This window comes from Kribbella italica (assembly GCF_014205135.1).
GTDB lineage: Bacteria > Actinomycetota > Actinomycetes > Propionibacteriales > Kribbellaceae > Kribbella > Kribbella italica.
Window position 1 is genome coordinate 1,829,170 of record NZ_JACHMY010000001.1, and the last position, 18,933, is coordinate 1,848,102.

Here is an 18,933-nt window from a genome sequence, read left to right on the forward strand (position 1 = left end):
GGTTGAAGTGTCCGGATCTGGGCAGCACGGGCTCTTGACGAGCACTTGTGCGCAATGAATGACTGAGAGCGCACACCTTCCGCCCCGAGGAGTTGCTCATGCGCCGATTCGGCCCAGCGATGGCAGTTGCCGCCGCGCTCGCACTCGCCGTCCAGCCCTTCGCTCTGTCCGCCCAAGCCGGCCGGACGCCTCCCGGCCGGACGTCTCCCGGCGCGGTGGCGACCATCAGCTCCGGCAAGGCGTCGGTGAACCCCGAGCCTCAGCAGACCACCCCGCGCCGGGACGGCTTCGAGCTCGGCCGGACCGTCGGGCTGGTTCGGGGTCCGACCACCGACGCCGATGCCGAACGGGTCGTCCGCGCGACGCTCGAGCGTGCGGGCGTCCGCACGATTCGGGTCACCGACGGCGCGGATCCGCGGACCGATGTCACCGTCTGGCTCGGCGGCAACGACCGTGCGTTGGAGGACCTCGACGTCGCCTCGCCGGCCGGGCTCCCGGCCGAGGGGTATGTCGTTGCTGTGGGCACCCATCGTGGACGTCACCACGTCGTGCTCGCCGGTGTGGACAAGGACGGGACGTACTATGCCGCACGCGCCCTGGACCAGTTGGTGCCCGGTCAGCGCACGGCAGCGGACGAGCTCGCCGGCGGTCAGCCCGCGACCGTCGTCGCCGGGCACTCGGCGTACGGACGGCAGCTGGCCGGGATCGAGATCCGGGACTGGCCGACCATGCGGTACCGCGGGTCGATCGAGGGGTTCTACGGGACGCCGTGGTCGCACGCCGATCGGCTCGACCACCTGGACTACCTCGGGGCGCACCGGATGAACACCTACGAGTACGCGCCGAAGGACGACCCGTACCACCGTGAGCAGTGGCGCGATCCGTACCCGGCGGACAAGCTCGCCAAGCTGGGGGAGTTGGTGAACCGGGCCCGGGGCAACAAGGTCGACTTCACCTTCGCGCTCTCGCCAGGCCTGTCGATCTGCTACACCGCCGACGCCGACTACCAGGCGCTGGTCGCGAAGTTCGAGGCGCTGTACGCACTGGGGGCGCGGTCGTTCAACGTCCCGCTCGACGACATCGACTACAACACCTGGCACTGCGACGCCGACCGCGCCAAGTACGGCACGGGTGGCGGCGCGGCGGGTCAGGCGCAGAGTGAGCTGCTGAACCGCATCCAGCGCGAGTGGGTCGCGACGAAGCCGGGAGTCGCCCCGCTGCAGATGGTGCCGACCGAGTACTACAACGTCTCCGAGACGCCGTACAAGAAGGCGCTGCGCGAGCAGCTGGACGCGGCCGTCGTCGTGCACTGGACGGGGATCGGTGTGGTCCCGAAGACGATTACCGCCGCGCAGGCCGCCCAGGCGAAGGCGGTGTTCGGCCACGACATCCTGATCTGGGACAACTACCCGGTCAACGACTACGCGGCCGGGCGGTTGCTGCTGGCCGACTACAGCGGCCGCGAACGAGGCATCGCCGACCATGTCGTCGGCGTGATCTCGAACCCGATGAACCAGGCCGCGGTCAGCAAGATCGCGCTCTCCGCGTTCGCCGAGCTGGGCTGGAAGCCGTCGACGTACGACGAGCGAGCGGCCTGGGAACGCGCTCTCTCCGAGCGGGCCGGCGGGGATCGGCGGACGATCGAGGCGCTGAAGGTGTTCGCGGACCTGAACACGTACGACACGACGCTGCACCCGGAGTCCGCGCCGGAGCTGGCCGCGCGGATCGACGCGTTCTGGACGGCGTACGGGGACGACGCGAAGGGCGGCGCCACGGCCGGGGAGAGGGCGATCCGGAAGCTGCGGCCTTACTTCCAGGCCGTGACGCGGGCCCCCGCGCAGATCCGTGCCGGGGTGATCGACCCGGCGTTCGGCGACGAGGCGAAGGCGTGGCTGGATGCGACGGTGCTGTGGGGACAAGCGCTCGAGCAGTCCCTCGCGCTGCTGGCCGCGATCGACGACGGTGACGGCGCGACGGCCTGGGCGAAGCGTCAGCAAGTCGACAAGTTGACTGGTCAGGCGAAAGCGATCCGGGACGTCCGGGAGCCGCACTCCGGGACCTACCCGCGGATCGGCGAGGGCGTGGTTGACACGTTCCTGGCGCGGGCCGGGCAGGTGCACGACGAGTGGATGGGACTGGTGCCGCGGCGGACGGCGACGGCGAGCATCCCGACGTACGCGGAGAACGGGCCGGCCCGGATGGTCGACGGCGACGAGTCGACGTTCTACTGGAGCAACCGCGCTCCGGCGGCGAACGACGAGATCCGGGTCGACCTCGGTGCGCCGCGGGAGATCGGCGCGATCGCCGTACTGATGGGCAAGGACGGGAGCCCGGACGACTTCATCCAGTCCGGGGCGCTGGAGTGGTCGGCGGACGGCGAGACGTGGACCGAGCTGGCCCGCGCGACGTCCGCCGAGGTCCGCGCGACGGCTCCGGCCGGGACGAAGGCGCGGTACGTGCGCTACCGGGCCTCGGCCGCTAATGCGTCCAACTGGTTGGTTGTTAGAGAGCTATCGGTTCAGGTCACGGACGGGTCCGAGCTGGTGCTGACGGCCTCCGGTGGACCAGCGCCTGCCGAGGGATCCGCGTTGGCGCGGGCTGTCGACGGAGATGTCGGTACGGCGTACGTGGCGGGCGCGGGGCCGGGGGAGGGTGACGCGCTGACCGTGACGGCCTCGGCTGCGGCTGTGGTGGATCGGGTGACCGTGCTGCAGCGGGCCGGTGCGGTCGCGGCGGGTCGGGTGGACGTCCACACCGCTGCGGGCTGGCGGGAGATTGGTGTGGTGCGTTCGGCGTACACGGCGCTTCGGGTGAGCGGCACGGTCGATGCCGTGCGAGTGCGGTGGACCGCCGGGGCGACCGCGCCGCAGGTCGCCGAGGTGATCCTGCGCAAGGCGACTGGGTAAACTGGCCGGCGGGCCGCTACTGGCGTTCAGGTGGGTCACCACCGGGGAACGGCCCGCCGGATCTTCGGCTGCAGCCGCGCGCCTGGGCAACGACGAGTGTTCGCCGACGCCCGAAGGAGCGCGCCGTATGACTTCAGACAACAACACCGCCCGGCCGATGATCGGTACCGACCTCGCCGCCGACATGGTGGCCCAGGCCGCCGTCCGCGCCAAGAAGCTGCAGGACGAGACCGGCGTCCAGCCCTGCCTGGCGGCGGTGCTGGTGGGGGACGACCCCGCGTCGGCGACGTACGTACGGATGAAGCAGAACCGGAGCAAGAAGGCCGGCATCGGCTCGGTCAGCGTCGTGCTGCCGGCGTCGACCACCACTGAAGAGCTGGTCGCCGAGCTGACGAGGCTGTCCAACGACCCGACCGTGCACGGGATCCTGCTGCAGCACCCGGTCCCGGCGCAGATCGACGAGCGCGCCGCGTTCGAGGCGATCGCGCCGGCCAAGGACGTCGACGGCGTCACCATGCACTCGTTCGCCGCGATGGCCTTCGGCGAGCCGGGCTTCCGCTCGTGCACCCCCGGCGGGATCCTGCGGCTGCTGCAGACGTACGACGTACCGCTGTCCGGTGCGCACGCCGTCGTCATCGGCCGCAGCCCGATCCTCGGCAAGCCGGCCGGAATGTTGCTGCTGGCATCTAATGCGACCGTCACCTACACGCACTCGCGGACGAAGGGCCTGCCGGCACTGGTGCGTCAGGCCGACATCGTGGTCGCTGCGGTCGGCAAGCCGAACTTCGTCCGCGGTGAGTGGCTGAAGCCCGGCGCCGTCGTGGTCGATGCCGGGTACAACGAAGGCAACGTCGGCGACGTGCACGCGGAGGAGGCCGCGGCGGTCGCGAGCCTGCTCACGCCTGTGCCCGGCGGCGTCGGCCCGATGACGATCGCCCTCCTGCTGGAGCAGACCGTCGACGCGGCGGAAGCGCAAAACGCCCGCAGCTGACGCCGCAACCCCCTTGCGTCCGAAGAACCCGCATGCGTCCGAAGAACCCGAGGCTATAGCGCTCGGTACTTCGGACGCAGCGCGGTTCTTCGGACGTAAGGGGGCGGTGGCGAGACGGGTGAGCGGCGAGGTGGCGGTCTGACCTAATGTTGAGACTGGTGTCCAGCGCCGAGGAGCGGTGCGGGACGTGGTGATCTAGGAGGCAGGACAGTGGCGGTACGGGCGATCCGGGGTGCCACCCAGCTGGACGCGGACGAGCGCGAGCACCTGCTCGAGCGGACGGCCGAGCTGGTCCGGGCGGTGCTGGAGGCGAACGATCTCAGCTCCGAGGACCTGATCAGCATCCTGTTCACCGTCACGCCCGACCTGAGCTCGGAGTTCCCCGCGGTGGCCGGCCGGCAGATCGGCCTGACCGACGTACCGCTGATGTGCATGCAGGAGATCGCCGTTCCGCACGCTCTGCCGCGGGTGGTCCGGATGATGCTGCACACCGAGTCGGCGCGGTCGCGGGAAAAGATCCAGCACGTCTACCTGCACGGCGCCACCGCGCTGCGCCCGGACCTGACGGGCGCCCAGTGACAGAGACTGCCGCGTTGCGCGGGCCGGTGCGGATCGTCGGCACCGGTTTGATCGGTACGTCGATCGGTCTGGCCCTCGCGCGCCTCGGCGTGGTCGTCGAGCTGGTCGACGGCGACCCGGACAACGCCCTGATGGCCGAGCGGATCGGCGCCGGCTCGCGCCTGGTCCAGCTCGAGCCGCAGCTCGTCGTCGTCGCCGTCCCGCCGGACCACGTCGGCACGGTCATCGCCGAGCAGCTGGAGCAGACCGACGCCGTCGTCACCGACGCGGCCAGCGTGAAGGGCAAACCCCTCGCCGACGCCAAGGCGCTCGCCGAAGCCGCCGGCCGCGGAGGCGACCTCACCCGGTACGTCGGCAGCCACCCGATGGCCGGCTCGGAGCGCAACGGCCCGCTGGCCGGTCGCGCCGACCTGTTCGAGGGCGCGACCTGGGCGATCACCCCGCACGAGACCAGCGACCCGGCCGCCGTCGAGCTCGTACGACGGCTCGCCGAGGCGTGTGGCGCGCGGACCGTCGAGCTGTCCGTCCCGGACCACGACCTGGCCGTCGCCCGCGTCTCGCACCTGCCGCAGCTGATGTCGTCGCTGGCCGCGGGCACGCTGGTCGACGCACCCACCGAGCATCTGGAGCTGTCCGGCCAGGGCGTGCGCGACGTCACCCGGATCGCCGCCAGCGACCCCGGCATGTGGACCCAGATCGTCGCGGCCAACTCGCCCGCGCTGAGCGGCCTGCTGGAGCAGATCCGCGACGAGCTGGACCGGCTGTTGATTGCCCTGAGCAAGGAAAAAACCGATGACGAGGTCACGGCGGTACTGCGCCGCGGTGTCTCCGGCGCGGTCCGCGTCCCGGGCAAGCACGGTACGCCGCACATCGAGCTCGTCCCCGTCCTCGTCACGATCCCCGACCGCCCCGGCCAGCTGGCCCGGTTGTTCGCCGACGCGGCCGCGTCCGGCGCCAACGTCGAGGACCTGCGGATCGATCACAGCCCGGGCCGGCCGGTCGGTGAGGTCGAGCTGGCGGTCAAACCGGCGTCGGTGGAGCAGCTGGTCGACGTACTGACCGAGCGCGGCTGGTCCGTGCACCGGTAACCTTCCGCCCATGATCATCGCTGTCGACGGCCCGAGCGGTTCCGGTAAATCGAGCACGGCCCGCGGAGTGGCCACCAGACTGGGGCTGAAGTACCTGGACACCGGTGCGATGTACCGCGCCGTCACCTGGTCGGTGCTGGAGGCCGGGCTCGACCTGACCGACACCGCCACGGTCGCCGAGCGCGCCCGCGCGGTCGACCTGGGGATCAGCACCGACCCGCAGCTGGCCCACTTCACCGCTGACGGCACCGACGTCACCGAGGCGATCCGTGACCCGCGGATCAGCGAGAACGTGTCGAGGATCGCCACCAACCTCGAGGTCCGCAAGGAGCTGATCCGGCGCCAGCGCGAGATCATCGACGACGCCCAGCCGGGCGGCGGGATCGTGGTCGAGGGACGTGACATCGCGACCGTGGTCGCCACCGACGCCGAGCTCAAGGTGCTGCTGACCGCCGACCAGGACGCCCGGATGGCCCGCCGCAAGGCCGAGCTGGCCGAGGGGGCGCTGACCGCGGAGCAGCTGCGCGACCAGATCGTCCGCCGGGACGCCGACGACGCCACCGTGTCGCAGTTCGAGGTCGCCTCGGACGGTGCGGTGACGATCGACTCCACCCACCTGACCCTGGAGGAGGTCATCGACGTGATCAGCCGGCTCGCGAAGGAGGCCGAGGCCGCGCCGCCACGCGACCCGCGGGAGTCATGACAGCCGAACTGACGAGGCACCAGGAGCTGCCCCGCACCGACGACCTGCCGACGCTGCCGTACCGGACGGGCAGTGTGGTCCGGCACATCATCAGGCCGTACCTGCGCTGGCGCTACGCCCTGACCGTCCACCACGAGGACCTGTTCCCGCGGACCGGACCGGTGCTGCTCGCGCCGAACCACGTCGGCCTGCTGGACGGCCCGCTGCTGGGCGCGACCGCGCCGCGGATGCTGCACCAGCTCGGCAAGATCGAGGCGTTCAACGGGCTGCAGGGCAAGTTCCTGCACCTGGCCGGGCAGATCGCGGTCGACCGGACGACGTACGACGTGCTGGCGATCCGGAAGGCGATCAAGGTGCTCCGCGACGGCAACGTGATGAGCATCTACCCCGAGGGCACCCGTGGCCGCGGCGACTTCCGCAGGATCCGGACCGGAGTGGCCTACCTGGCCATGGTCACCGGGGCCCCGATCCTGCCCGTAGCCCTGCTCGGCACCCGCCTGCCGGGTGGCAGTGTGGAGCGGTATCCCCCCAGGGGGAGCCGGGTCGACGTCGTGTACGGCGAACCTTTCACCGTGGAGCGCGTACCCTTTCCTCGGAGGCACACCGACGTACGGGCGGTGGCCGACCAGATCGGCGACGTCTTGCGGGCGCATGTCCAGGCCGCCGTCGCAGCCACCGGCCACCCGCTTCCGGGCAAGCCAGACCAGAAGGATCCTGATGAGTGACCTGCCCACCGGCTACGAGTACGACGCCGAGCCGTCGCGCGACGACGACACCGGCCCCGTGCCCGTCCTGGCGATCGTGGGCCGCCCCAACGTCGGCAAGTCGACGCTGGTGAACCGGATCATCGGCCGCCGCGAGGCGGTCGTGGAGGACACCCCGGGCGTGACCCGGGACCGCGTCTCGTACGACGCGGACTGGGCCGGCCGGTCCTTCACGGTCGTCGACACCGGCGGCTGGGACCCGGACGCGGTCGGGATGGCCGCGCTGGTCGCCGCCCAGGCCGAGGTCGCGATCCACGCCGCCGACGCGGTGCTGTTCGTGGTCGACGCGACCGTCGGCATCACCGACGCCGACGAGGCCGTGGTCCGGGTGCTGCGCAAGTCCGGCAAGCCCGTCGTACTCGCCGCGAACAAGGTCGACGACCAGCGGGTCGAGGCCGAGGCGATGAACCTGTGGAGTCTCGGGATCGGCGAGCCGTTCCCGATCTCCGCCATGCACGGGCGCGGGACCGGCGACATGCTGGACGCCGTACTGGCCGCCCTGCCGGAGGCGCCGCCGGAGCGCGACCCCGAGAGCGGGGGACCGCGCCGGGTCGCGGTCGTCGGCAAGCCGAACGTGGGCAAGTCCTCCCTGCTGAACAAGGTCGCCAAGGAGGACCGGGTCGTCGTCAGCGACGTGTCCGGCACCACGGTGGACCCGGTCGACGAGCTGATCACGCTCGGTGGCAAGCAGTGGCGCTTCATCGACACCGCCGGCATCCGGCGCAAGGTGAAGAACGTCCAGGGCCACGAGTACTACGCCAGCCTGCGGACCAACAGCGCGATCGAGCGGGCCGAGGTGGTCGTCGTCGTGGTCGACGCCTCGGAGCCGATGACCGAGCAGGACCTGCGGATCATGGACATGGTCGAGCAGGCCGGCAAGGCGCTCGTGATCGCCTACAACAAGTGGGACATGGTCGACGAGGACCGGCGCTACTACCTGGAGAAGGAGATCGACCGCGATCTCGTTCAGCTGCGCTGGGCCCCCCGGGTGAACATCAGCGCCCTGACCGGCCGGCACATGGAGAAGCTGGTCCCGGCCATCGAGGCGGCGCTGGACGGCTGGGAGACCCGTGTCCCGACCGGCCAGCTGAACGCGTTCCTCGGCCGGTTGGTTGCCGCGCACCCCCATCCGGTCCGGTCCGGCAAGCAGCCGAAGATCCTGTTCGGCACCCAGGCCACCACGATGCCGCCGACCTTCGCGATCTTCACCTCCGGGCAGATCGAGCCGTCGTACCAGCGGTTCATCGAACGCCGCCTGCGCGAGGATTTCGGCTTCGTCGGCAGTCCCGTGCACGTCCAGATCCGGGCCCGGCAGAAGAAGGCGAAACGCTGATCGGCCCGGTGCGAAAGCACTCCCGGTGATGGGGTAAGGTTTACCCGCTCGCTCTTCGGAGCAGGCGGTTCGGGCTGTGGCGCAGTTGGTAGCGCACCGGTCTGGGGGACCGGGGGTCGCCAGTTCAAGTCTGGCCAGCCCGACGGACAAGCCCTGGTGAGAGGCACCTCTCACCAGGGCTTTCGTCGTTCAGGGCTCGAAGGTCGCTGCCATCCGGGCGAGTGCGTCGAGCGCGCCCTCGAGCTGCGCGGCGTCGAGCGGCCCGATCAGCCGTGCCGCCGACAGCAGGCCGATCGTCGCGCTCGACAACGCGAGGGCGACGTGCTCGGGCGCGACGTCGGCGACCAGCATTCCCTGTGCCTGCAGGGATCGCAGCCACTCGACAACGCCCTGGTGACGTTCGCGGTACCGGCCGTCGGTGACCGTGCCGACATGGCTGCCGAGCACACCCCGGTCGTCGAGGAACGCCGCAGTCATCAACCGGTCCTCCAGTAGAACCCGTACGGCGGCTCGGTACGCCGCACCGAGCCGCGGCCGCGCGCCGAGATCGGCCGCGGCCTGGAGGCGTTCGGTACCCCGGCGCAGCAGCGCGTCCAGGATCTCGCGCTTGCCGGCGAACTCGAGGTACACGGCGCCCTTGCCGATCCCCGCCGCGGCAGCGATCGCGGCGACGCTCATCGCGTCGAAACCGCGGTCGAGCACGAGCGCCTCGGCGGCGTCCAGGAGCCGTTCGCGCCGGTTCGGGACGAGCGGGCGCGGCATCAGCCGAGCCCTCGGACGAAGTCCAGCAGGGCCGGTACGACCAGGTCCGGCCGATCGCGCTGCACCCAGTGCCCAGCGCCGTCGACCGTCAGCAGTGTCGCGTGGGGGAGGAGCTCCGCAGCGGCCCGCGCGCGAGCGATCGGTACGCCGCTGTCCCGGTCGCCGTGGACGAGGAGGACAGGGGTCGGGATCCCGGGCAGGCGATCGGTGTAGTCGGTGCGGAGTCTGTCCCACAACACCTGATCGCGCTGCCACTCGCCGAAGGTCCGCAGACTCTCGCCCGACGCGGCCTCGTCGACGACGGCCCGGACCAGCTCCGGCGTCCGCGCCGCCGGGTTGCGGACGATCGCGCGCAGGCCGCGCTCCATCGCGCCGGGGTTGCGTGCGTACCCGCGCGTCATGGCGGCGAGCAAGCCGGAGCGCAGGAGGGCGTAGGTGGTGAGCTGATTCGCCCGGCTCAACGGGCCGTCGGTCAGTCGCGGCATGATCCCGAACGATCCGAGGAGCATCGCACCGCGCGCGGCACCCGGCCGGTCGAGGAGATGCCCGAGCGCCAGGCCTCCGCCGAGCGACAGACCGCCGATCACGTAGTCGTCGAGGCCGAGTACGTCGGCCAGTTCGCCGACGTACTGGATCAGGTGCTGCTGCGTCAGCGGCCAGCTCGCCCGCGGACTCTGCCCGAAGCCGGGGTGGTCAGAGGCGATCACGCGGTAGCCCGCGTCCGCGAGCGTGGCGCCGACCTGCGCCCAGGAGAGCTCGGCGTTGTCGGCCCCGCCGCCGTGCAGCAGTAGGACGGCCGGGCCGATCGGATCGACCGGTGCCCACTCCAGCAGCGAGACCGTCGCGCCCGTTACGGCGACCGTCGTCCGTCGTACGTCCATGCCGGCTCCTCATCGTTGTGACCAGAATAGATCAGTTGGTCACTACGATGTCGGACAGGACTTTCTGGGCGGCCGTCAGGTGCACCAGCGCGCCGGCCTCTTCGTGCAACTCGACTGCGGCCCGGGCGGCTGCTTCTGCTTCGGTCAGTGCACCGGCTGCGAGTCTTGCCTTGGCCAGTACGGCGAGCACGCGGCCCCTGAGCACCCGCATGTCCAGGTCGGCTGCTCGGCGGGCAGCCTCCTCGGCCGTCGCCAGCGCGGTGTCGTCGCCAGCAGCAAGCCGCGCCGCGGCGAGTCCGAGCATGCTGCGGACCTGGATCTCGGCGGACTCCACGCGCTCAGCGATGGCCAGCGCCGCGTCGTACTCCTTGAGTGCGGCCGGGAGTTGGCCGAGGCCGAGCAGTGCGTCGCCGAGCGTCGCCCTGGCGTGGCACTCGACCAGCTCGTCGTGCACCTCGATGGTGAGGTCCACCGACTCCCGCGCCGTACGCCGGGCAGCCGGGTACTCGCCGCGGTCGCGATAGATGGCGGCTAGCCGCTCCAGGGACTCGGCCAGGTCCTGACTCCGGCCGCTGGCCCGCACCCCGGCGACCTCCTCCTGCTGCAGCGCGAGCGCGGTGTCCAGCTCGCCACGGTCCTGGTGGATGTGCGCGAGCAGGTGCAGGGCGTAGGAGTCGCGGAGGTCCCCGAACTCCTCCAGCCGCCGCCTCGCCTCCAGGGCGGCGGGGAGAGCCTCGGTGAGTCGACCGGACTGCCGCAGCATCGAGGCGATGTTCAGCCGGGCGGTCGCCCCCGCCTTCCGGTCACCGATCCGGTCCCACAGCTCGGCGACCTGCCGGAAGAGGGCCAGCGCGGCTGTCGCCGAGGTCAGGTTCGCCTCGAGTACTCCGAGCTGGTTCAGCGACCGTGCTTCGCCTGGCAGGTCGCCGGCCAGCCGGTACGCCTCCAGCGCCTTCGCGATCGTCGTACGGGACGCCACGAGGTCGCCGGTGTTGGCGAAGAGCCTGCTGAGCGAGCGGAGCATCGCTCCTCGTGCGAGGTCGTGGCCGGCCGCCTCGGCCGCCCTGAGCCCTGCCTCGGCTGTGGATCGCCAGTCGTCCGCAAGACCTCGGCCGCCGAAGTACAGGATCAGGCGCTCGGCCAGGAGCCACGCGGTCTCGTGTGGTCCGCGGCGTGCGGCGTCGAGAGTGGCGGCGACCAGGTTCGGCCGTTCGGAGTCGAGCCAGGCCAGCGCTACGTCGTCAGCCGGGGGAGCGCTGGCCGGCAGCGGGCGCAGGAGACCAGCGTTGCTGGTGGCAAAGGCCGCGGCGGCTCTGCCCAGGCCGTCGAGGTAGTTGTCGAGCAGACGGTGTCGCGCCGCGCTGCTGCCGTCGTACTGGGGTGCCAGCTCCTCCGCGTAGCTCCGGAGGAGGTCGTGCAGCCGGTAGCGCCCGGTGTGGTGCTCTTCGAGCAAGGACGCTTCGGTGAGCTGCTGCAGGAGCTGCGAAGCGGTTGACTCCGGTACGTCGAGCAGGGCGCCCGCTGCGGCCGCAGTGAGGTCTGGACCCGTGACGTGACCCAGCAGAGCGAATAGCCGGGCCAGCTGCGGATCCAGCGCCCGCAACGCGGTGCCGAACGTGCTGCGGACTGCGGCCGAGGTGTCGTCGTGCAGCGTCAGCCCGTCGAGCCGGAGTCCCTCGCGCAGCTCGGTGAGGTAGTGGTCGACATCGGTGCCGTCCATGATCTGCGCGGCGGCGATCCGGAGCGCCAGCGGCAGGTGACCGCACAGCTCGGCCAGCTCAGCGACCTGCGAGCGAGCAAGCCTGTCCCGACCTGGCAGCGTGGACAGGAGGGCCTGGGAGTCGTCGTCCGGCAGCTGCGTGAGGGAGAGCGGCTGCGCACCGATCAGCGCGGTCAGGCTGCTGAGCCGCTGGCGGCTCGTGACGATGATGGCGCAGTTCGTCGTACCCGGGAGCAGCGGACGGACCTGCTCGGCGTCGGCGGCGTCGTCGAGCAGGACGAGCACCCGGCGGCCCGCCAGCCGGGCGCGGAACAGGCCGGACCGCGCCTCCAGCCCGGCCGGTACGTCCTGCGAGCGGACACCGCTGGCCACGAGGAGATCGGCGAGCGCGGCGGCCGGCGTACTCGGGGACTGGCTGGCACCGGCCAGCTGGACGAACCACTGGCCGTCGGGGAAGCGGTGCGCGGCGTCGTACGCGACCCGGACGGCCAGAGCCGACTTACCGACACCGGGTACGCCGGAGATGACGGCGACCGGGATCTCGGTGTCGCTGCCGGCGAGGGCTGCCTGGACCTGTTCGGCTTCCTTGGCGCGTCCGCTGAAGTGGGACGGCGGCAGCGGGAGCTGGTTGCTCAGCTGCCAGTCGCCGGGCCTGGTGTCGCGTCGTACGGGGTGGCCCAGGAGTACGGCCTGGTGAGCGTCCCGCAGCTCCTGGCCGGGGCGGATCCCGAGCTGGTCGTCCAGCAACCGGCGTACGTCGTGGAAGGCGGCCAGCGCATCGGACTGCCGACCCGACTGGGCCAGGGCCTGGATCAGGTAGCTCCACAGCCGTTCACGCAGCGGGTGCTGAGCGACCAACCGACGGAGCTCCGGCACGAGGTCGAACTGCCCGCCCAGTGAGAGGTCCAGCTCGACCCGGCGCTCCAGGACAGTCAGCCTGAGCTCGTGCAGCTCGGCGAGGTCCTCCCGAGTGAGCTCGTCAGAGTCGAACCCGGTCAGGGCACCCTCCCGCCACAGGTCCAGCGCGTCGCGGAGCAGGGGCAGCTCGCGTCGCTGGTCCGGTGCGGTCTCAGCTGCTGCCAGCAACTGCCGGAACCGGAGCAGGTCGAGCTGGTCGGGGCCTACCTCGACCAGGTAGCCGCTCGACGTGGCCTGGATCAGGTCGCCGCTGTCGCCCAGTGCGGCGCGGAGGCGGGACACGACGGTGTGGATCGACCCGCGGACGTTGCGCGGCAGGTCGTTGCCCCAGATGATCTCGGCGAGCCGGTCGTGAGGGACCGGCGTACCGGACCGCAGGAGCAGTACCGCGAGCAGCAGGCGCGGCTTCCCGCCCAGCACCAGCGCCCGGCCGTCGCGCTCGATGGACAGCGGCCGCAGGAGGTGGAAACGCACGGCCGCCGTCATTGCATCTCCCGCACCGTCCGCTCGGTCCCGTGGCTGGCCGCTCACCCTACCGACGGCTCACCAGCCGCGGGCGCGCCACTCCGCCAGGTGGGGGCGTTCGGTGCCGAGAGTGGTGTCGGCGCCGTGGCCGGGGTAGACCCAGGTCTCGTCGGGGAGCTGGTCGAACAGCTTCGACTCCACGTCGTCGATGAGGGACGCGAAGCGTTCGGCGTCGCCCTGGGTGTTGCCGACGCCGCCGGGGAACAGCGAGTCGCCGGTGAACAGGTGAGGGGCGCCCTTCGGGTCGTCGTACAGGAGAGCGATCGAGCCGGGGGTGTGGCCGACCAGGTGGATCACCCGGAGGCCGACGCCGCCGAACGTGATCTCGTCGCCGTCCTCGACCTCGGTGGTGGTCGGTACGTCGATGCCCTCCGCGTCGTACCGGCCGGCGATCGTGGCCGCCCCGGTCTTCGCGACGACCTCGCCGAGTGCCTGCCAGTGGTCGCCGTGGCGGTGCGTGGTGATCACCCGGCTGATCCCGCCGGCCCCGATCAGCGTGAGCAGCGTGTGCGCGTCGTTGGCCGCGTCGACCAGCACCTGCTCGTCGGTCTGCCGGCAGCGCAGCAGGTACGCGTTGTTGTTCATCGGCCCGACCGCGACCTTGGAGATCATCAGCTGGGCCAGCTCGTGCGTCTGCGCGGGCCCGCCCACGTGGACGTTGCCGTGGTAATCGCTCATGGGTCGATCCTTGCACCCTGTCCGCCAGCGGCGGAACGGTTGCCCGTGTCGGAGTAACCAGAGGCGGGTACCGCTCGTTCGTCGGGTGTGTGGCGATCGAATATACTTTCGAAGACGGCCCCCGGGAGCCGGTCCGGAAGTTTTTGTCGGTGGCCCTCGTTAGCCTTGACCGGGCCCGTCCCTGAACCCTTCGAACGGCTGAGAGTGAGCTTGTGTCTGACCGTCTGATCGTGCGTGGAGCGCGTGAGCACAACCTGAAGGACGTCTCGCTCGACCTGCCGCGCGACGCCATGATCGTTTTCACCGGTCTGTCCGGGTCCGGCAAGTCCAGCCTGGCCTTCGACACGATCTTCGCCGAGGGCCAGCGCCGCTACGTGGAGTCCCTGTCCGCGTACGCCCGGCAGTTCCTCGGCCAGATGGACAAGCCCGACGTCGACTTCATCGAGGGCCTGTCACCGGCCGTCTCGATCGACCAGAAGTCCACCTCGCGCAACCCGCGCTCCACCGTGGGCACGATCACCGAGGTCTACGACTACCTGCGGCTGCTGTTCGCGCGGGCCGGCCGGCCGCACTGCCCCGAGTGCGGCGAGGCGATCGCCAAGCAGACCCCGCAGCAGATCGTCGACCGGGTGCTGGAGCTCGACGAGGGCACCCGCTTCCAGGTGCTCGCGCCGGTGATCCGCGGCCGCAAGGGGGAGTACCTCGACCTCTTCCGGCAGCTGAGCGGCCAGGGCTTCTCCCGGGCGCGGGTCGACGGCGAGACGATCCAGCTGACCGAGCCGCCGAAGCTCGACAAGCAGAAGAAGCACACGATCGACGTCGTCATCGACCGGCTCGCGGTGAAGGGCTCGGCCAAGCGGCGGCTGACCGACTCGGTCGAGACCGCGCTCGGCCTGTCCGGCGGCATCGTGACGCTGGACTTCGTCGACCTCGAGGAGAACGACCCGTACCGGGAGCGCCGCTTCAGCGAGAAGCTGGCCTGCCCGAACGACCACCCCCTGCAGCTGGACGAGCTCGAGCCGCGCTCGTTCTCGTTCAACTCGCCGTACGGCGCCTGCCCGGCGTGCTCGGGTCTGGGCACCCGGATGGAGGTCGACCCGGAGCTGCTGGTCCCGGACCCGTCGAAGTCGCTCGACGACGGCGCGATCCAGCCGTGGTCCGGCGCGAACGTCTCGCAGTACTTCGAGCGGCTGCTGAGCGCGCTCGCCAAGGACCTGAAGATCAAGTCGAGCACGCCGTTCGGCGAGCTGCCGGCCAAGGCGCAGAAGGCGCTGCTCAGCGGGCACGACCGCCAGGTCCACGTCTCGTACAAGAACCGCTACGGCCGCGAGCGCTCGTACTACACCACCTTCGAAGGCGTCATCCCGTACGTCGAGCGCCGGCACGCGGAGGCGTCCAGCGACACCAGCCGGGAGCGCTTCGAGGAGTACATGCGCGAGGTCCCGTGCCTGACCTGCAACGGCGCCCGGCTGAAGCCGATCTCGCTCGCCGTCACCCTCGGCGGCCGGAACATCGCCGAGATCAGCGCGATGTCGATCGACGAGGTGCACGGCTTCCTGGTCGACCTGGACCTGACCCCGCGGGAGAAGCAGATCGCGGAGCGGGTCACCAAGGAGATCGGCGAGCGGCTGCGGTTCCTGCTCGACGTCGGCCTGGACTACCTGGCGCTGAACCGGCCGGCCGGTTCGCTGTCCGGCGGCGAGGCGCAGCGGATCCGGCTCGCGACGCAGATCGGCTCCGGTCTGGTCGGCGTGCTGTACGTGCTGGACGAGCCGTCGATCGGTCTGCACCAGCGCGACAACCGGCGGCTGATCGACACCCTGGTCCGGCTGAAGGACCTGGGCAACACGCTGATCGTCGTCGAGCACGACGAGGACACCATCGACCACGCCGACTGGGTGGTCGACATCGGCCCGGGCGCCGGTGAGCACGGCGGCCAGGTCGTCGTCTCCGGCACCGTCGAGGACCTGCGCAACCACCCGGACTCGATCACCGGCGCCTACATCTCGGGCCGCCGCGAGATCCCGATCCCGCCGGTCCGCCGCCCGCTCACCGAGGGCCGCGAGCTGACGGTGTACGGCGCCCGCGAGCACAACCTGCAGGACATCGACGTGACCATCCCGCTCGGGGTGTTCGTCGCGGTGACCGGTGTGTCCGGCTCCGGCAAGTCGACGCTGGTCAACGACATCCTCTACACGTCGCTGGCCCGCCAGATCTACGGCGCCCGCGCGGTCCCCGGCCGGCACACCAAGATCTCCGGCCTGGACCAGGTCGACAAGGTGATCCACGTCGACCAGTCGCCGATCGGGCGCACGCCGCGGTCCAACCCGGCGACGTACACCGGGGTCTGGGACCACGTCCGCAAGCTGTTCGCGGACACGCCCGAGGCGAAGGTCCGCGGGTACCAGCAGGGCCGGTTCTCGTTCAACGTCAAGGGCGGCCGGTGCGAGGCCTGCTCCGGTGACGGCACGCTGAAGATCGAGATGAACTTCCTGCCCGACGTCTACGTCCCGTGCGAGGTCTGCCACGGCGCGCGGTACAACCGCGAGACGCTCGAGGTGCACTACAAGAACAAGACCGTGTCCGACATCCTGGACATGCCGATCGAGGAGGCGGCCGAGTTCTTCGCCGCCATCCCGGCGATCTCCCGGCACCTCAAGACGCTGAACGAGGTCGGCCTGGGCTACGTCCGGCTCGGCCAGCCGGCCCCGACGCTGTCCGGCGGTGAGGCCCAGCGGGTGAAGCTGGCCTCGGAGCTGCAGAAGCGCTCGACCGGGCGGACGGTGTACGTGCTCGACGAGCCGACCACGGGTCTGCACTTCGAGGACATCCGCAAGCTGCTCGGCGTCCTGGGCGGATTGGTTGACAAGGGCAACTCGGTGCTCGTCATCGAGCACAACCTGGACGTGATCAAGACCGCCGACTGGATCGTCGACCTCGGACCCGAAGGCGGCCGCCGCGGCGGCACGCTGGTGGCCGAGGGGACGCCGGAGGAGGTCGCGGCCAACCCGGCGTCGTACACGGGGCAGTTCCTGGCCGAGATCCTGCACGGGCGGGCCGCGAAGCCGAGCGCGAAGAAGGCGGCCGAGGCCACGGTCAGGCCGGCGGCGAAGAAGACGGCGGCCAAGAAGGCCCCCGCGAAGAAGACAGCTGCTGTGAAGAAGGCGGTGGCTGTGAAGAAGACCACAGCGGCGACGAAGACGACCGCCGCCAAGAAGACACCGGCCCGCAAGGCGGCAGCCAAACGCTGATCACCGAAGCTGCGTAGGTGGGCGGACCGGTTCGGTCCGCCCACCTTTGCGTTCTGCTGGAAGTGTCCGGGGTGGTGGGCAGCGGTAACCCCTCAAGCGTTTAGATTGGGCGCGGACGAGGTAGCGGACCGAAGGGGTGCATGTGTCGCGGCAGTACGACACCCAGCTGATCGAGTCGGTCGCCGTACGGCGCCGGCGGCTGCGGGAGGCCTGGCTGTTCGGTTCCGCCCGGTCGCGCAACACGCTCGACGAGGGCGTCACCAAGCTGTTCGCGAGTGCGGCGGTCGCCGCGGTGGTGTGTGCCGGCTGCGTCGGCTACTCGTTCATCCAGGACTCCAAGAGCAAGGGGCCGAACGGACCCGTTGCCCCGAGCCCCAGTTCTCCGGCGACTCCCGGGCCGAGCGGTACGCCGTCCGGGACACCGGACTCGACCGGGACCCCGCCGCCCAGCGGCACACCGCGGCCGCCTACGCCGCCGCGGACCTGAACCACCTGCCACAGCAAGGATCCAGGCCTTTGGCAGGGAACCGGATGCGACCCCGGCCGCGTCTATGGTGAGCAGGACGGCAGTCGGCGGACCACTTCGGAGGGACAGCAATCGTGGGACAGCGTTGGAGCATGGGTAAGGACACCCTCGGCACCCTGGCCAAGAAGACGGGTGGCAAGACCCAGGACCTCGGTGGTCTGGTCAAGCGCCTGGCCGCGGCGGCACAGCCGCTGGAGGGCAAGCTGCAGGGTAGCGGGCATGACGCCTTCATGAGCTTCAAGGGCCGGGTGGACGGTATCGCCGCCGACCTGAACGCGGGCCTCGCCGCGATCAACAAGGGTCAGCAGGGCATGGACGCCGCGACCCAGACCGGTATGAGCGACATGGCCCAGGCCGCCAAGAAGAGTGAAGGCGCGGCGAACTTCGACGGCGCCAAGTTCAACAAGCGCTGAGACGGGGAGACACAGGCAGATGACCGGACGCAACAGCTACGACAGCGGCGCCAGCGGCGAGACCCAGGCCGCGATCAAGAGCCTCTCGGCGCAGATCGAGTCGCTGATCGCGCAGCACCAGGCGAACGTGAAGGCGATGCGCGGCGACGCGACGATGACCAAGGTGATGGACGACTACGGCGCGGTCGAGGAGAAGTTCAACTCCGCCGCCACCGAGGTCCAGGGCATCATCAAGTCGCTGTCGTCCACGCTGGCCGAGTTCGACACGCACGCGGACACCGCGTTCAAGGCGGCCTCGAAGGCCGTCACCGACATCGGCAACACCTGATCCGCGGGGGAGCCGGCTGAGGCTCCCCACCAGGTCGGCGGCCGGCGCGCGGTCTCGCGCGTACGGCCCCCCGGTGGTGCCGTCGACGACGACGGCCTGGCAGTTCGTACGACGAAGTTCACGGGTGAGCCCTGCGCGGGGCGGCGAGAGGTAGAGGCATGGTCAACTGGACTGTCGAGGCGACGGCGGCGATGAACGGGCTGAAGGGCATGCAGACCGATGCGGCCGGCTTCGAGGCGATCGGCACGAAGCTCAGCAACGGGCTGCAGACCGCCGGCACGCAGGCCTCGCTGAACGGCAAGGGCGGCCCGATCGGGATCGCGATCGGCGAGTTCGTCGAGAAGTGGAAGGACTCGCTGCCCGGCATGGTCAAGCACACCGGTGACGTCATGAAGGGCACCGTCAACGCGCTGACCGCCCTGGCCAACGGCCACCAGGAGATGGCCCTGGCCGCCCAGCGGGGCATCCAGCTGGCCGAGGGTGTCGACCCGCGCTCGGTGATCCGCAGCGCCGCCTCCGCTGCCCGCGCCGAGCAGCAGCCACCGTCCAGCAACCGCGCCGTCTGAC

Annotated in this window: 16 protein-coding genes, 1 tRNA gene and 1 riboswitch; of the genes, 13 read left to right on the plus strand and 4 right to left on the minus strand. The window is 70.7% G+C overall.

Annotated features, from left to right (window positions below):
- Positions 1 to 98: 98 nt before the first annotated feature.
- The 8 genes from HDA39_RS08610 (at position 99) to HDA39_RS08645 (ending at position 8,507) form a co-directional block, all read left to right on the plus strand.
- Positions 99 to 2,906 carry a glycoside hydrolase family 84 protein gene (locus HDA39_RS08610; protein WP_184794701.1) on the plus strand — a complete coding sequence of 936 codons (2,808 nt, stop codon included), beginning with the start codon at positions 99 to 101 and terminating at the stop codon, positions 2,904 to 2,906.
- 5 nt (positions 2,907 to 2,911) lie between these two features.
- Positions 2,912 to 3,001, plus strand: a riboswitch (ZMP/ZTP riboswitch).
- Positions 3,002 to 3,033: 32 nt separating this feature from the next.
- The gene (locus HDA39_RS08615; protein ID WP_184794702.1) at positions 3,034 to 3,897 is read left to right on the plus strand and encodes a bifunctional 5,10-methylenetetrahydrofolate dehydrogenase/5,10-methenyltetrahydrofolate cyclohydrolase; all 864 of its coding nucleotides are present in this window, start codon (positions 3,034 to 3,036) and stop codon (positions 3,895 to 3,897) included.
- 210 nt (positions 3,898 to 4,107) lie between these two features.
- Complete coding sequence (aroH, locus tag HDA39_RS08620) at positions 4,108 to 4,476, plus strand: chorismate mutase (protein ID WP_184794703.1); 369 nt, start codon at positions 4,108 to 4,110, stop codon at positions 4,474 to 4,476.
- Complete coding sequence (locus HDA39_RS08625; RefSeq protein ID WP_337925679.1) at positions 4,473 to 5,564, plus strand: prephenate dehydrogenase; 1,092 nt, start codon at positions 4,473 to 4,475, stop codon at positions 5,562 to 5,564. The genes aroH and HDA39_RS08625 overlap by 4 nt, the downstream gene beginning before the upstream one ends.
- Before the next feature lie 10 nt (positions 5,565 to 5,574).
- Positions 5,575 to 6,267, plus strand: coding sequence for a (d)CMP kinase (cmk, locus tag HDA39_RS08630; RefSeq protein WP_184794704.1), 693 nt, complete (start codon positions 5,575 to 5,577; stop codon positions 6,265 to 6,267).
- Entirely contained in the window at positions 6,264 to 6,992 is a 729-nt protein-coding gene (locus HDA39_RS08635; protein WP_184794705.1) for a lysophospholipid acyltransferase family protein, read from the plus strand. Before cmk ends, HDA39_RS08635 begins: the two co-directional genes overlap by 4 nt.
- Positions 6,985 to 8,364: a ribosome biogenesis GTPase Der gene (gene der / locus HDA39_RS08640; protein ID WP_184794706.1), complete on the plus strand. Its 1,380-nt coding sequence runs from the start codon at positions 6,985 to 6,987 to the stop codon at positions 8,362 to 8,364. Before HDA39_RS08635 ends, der begins: the two co-directional genes overlap by 8 nt.
- A gap of 70 nt (positions 8,365 to 8,434) precedes the next feature.
- Positions 8,435 to 8,507 (plus strand) — tRNA-Pro (locus HDA39_RS08645).
- A 46-nt stretch (positions 8,508 to 8,553) separates the two neighbouring features.
- Here the strand turns inward: HDA39_RS08645 and HDA39_RS08650 are convergent.
- Genes HDA39_RS08650 through HDA39_RS08665 form a run of 4 tightly spaced genes read right to left on the minus strand, consistent with a single transcriptional unit; the run spans position 8,554 to position 13,848 of the window.
- Entirely contained in the window at positions 8,554 to 9,126 is a 573-nt protein-coding gene (locus HDA39_RS08650) for a TetR/AcrR family transcriptional regulator (protein ID WP_184794707.1), read from the minus strand.
- Positions 9,126 to 10,007: an alpha/beta fold hydrolase gene (locus tag HDA39_RS08655; protein ID WP_184794708.1), complete on the minus strand. Its 882-nt coding sequence runs from the start codon at positions 10,005 to 10,007 to the stop codon at positions 9,126 to 9,128. The genes HDA39_RS08650 and HDA39_RS08655 overlap by 1 nt, the downstream gene beginning before the upstream one ends.
- Positions 10,008 to 10,038: 31 nt before the next feature.
- On the minus strand, positions 10,039 to 13,131 hold the full coding sequence (locus tag HDA39_RS08660) for an AfsR/SARP family transcriptional regulator (RefSeq protein WP_184794709.1): 3,093 nt from the start codon (positions 13,129 to 13,131) through the stop codon (positions 10,039 to 10,041).
- A 57-nt stretch (positions 13,132 to 13,188) separates the two neighbouring features.
- On the minus strand, positions 13,189 to 13,848 hold the full coding sequence (locus HDA39_RS08665; protein ID WP_184794710.1) for an MBL fold metallo-hydrolase: 660 nt from the start codon (positions 13,846 to 13,848) through the stop codon (positions 13,189 to 13,191).
- Positions 13,849 to 14,060: 212 nt separating this feature from the next.
- Here HDA39_RS08665 and uvrA point away from each other — a divergent pair, with 212 nt between their 5' ends.
- From uvrA to HDA39_RS08690, 5 genes are all read left to right on the plus strand, one after another.
- The gene (uvrA, locus tag HDA39_RS08670) at positions 14,061 to 17,099 is read left to right on the plus strand and encodes an excinuclease ABC subunit UvrA (protein ID WP_184794711.1); all 3,039 of its coding nucleotides are present in this window, start codon (positions 14,061 to 14,063) and stop codon (positions 17,097 to 17,099) included.
- Positions 17,100 to 17,241: 142 nt separating this feature from the next.
- On the plus strand, positions 17,242 to 17,586 hold the full coding sequence (locus tag HDA39_RS08675) for a hypothetical protein (RefSeq protein ID WP_202892914.1): 345 nt from the start codon (positions 17,242 to 17,244) through the stop codon (positions 17,584 to 17,586).
- A 131-nt stretch (positions 17,587 to 17,717) separates the two neighbouring features.
- Positions 17,718 to 18,038, plus strand: a complete 321-nt coding sequence (locus tag HDA39_RS08680; protein ID WP_184794712.1) for a hypothetical protein — start codon at positions 17,718 to 17,720, stop codon at positions 18,036 to 18,038.
- 19 nt (positions 18,039 to 18,057) lie between these two features.
- Positions 18,058 to 18,366: a hypothetical protein gene (locus HDA39_RS08685; protein WP_184794713.1), complete on the plus strand. Its 309-nt coding sequence runs from the start codon at positions 18,058 to 18,060 to the stop codon at positions 18,364 to 18,366.
- Between the two features lie 158 nt (positions 18,367 to 18,524).
- Positions 18,525 to 18,932, plus strand: coding sequence for a DUF6507 family protein (locus tag HDA39_RS08690; RefSeq protein ID WP_184794714.1), 408 nt, complete (start codon positions 18,525 to 18,527; stop codon positions 18,930 to 18,932).
- The last annotated feature ends 1 nt before the right edge of the window (position 18,933 follow it).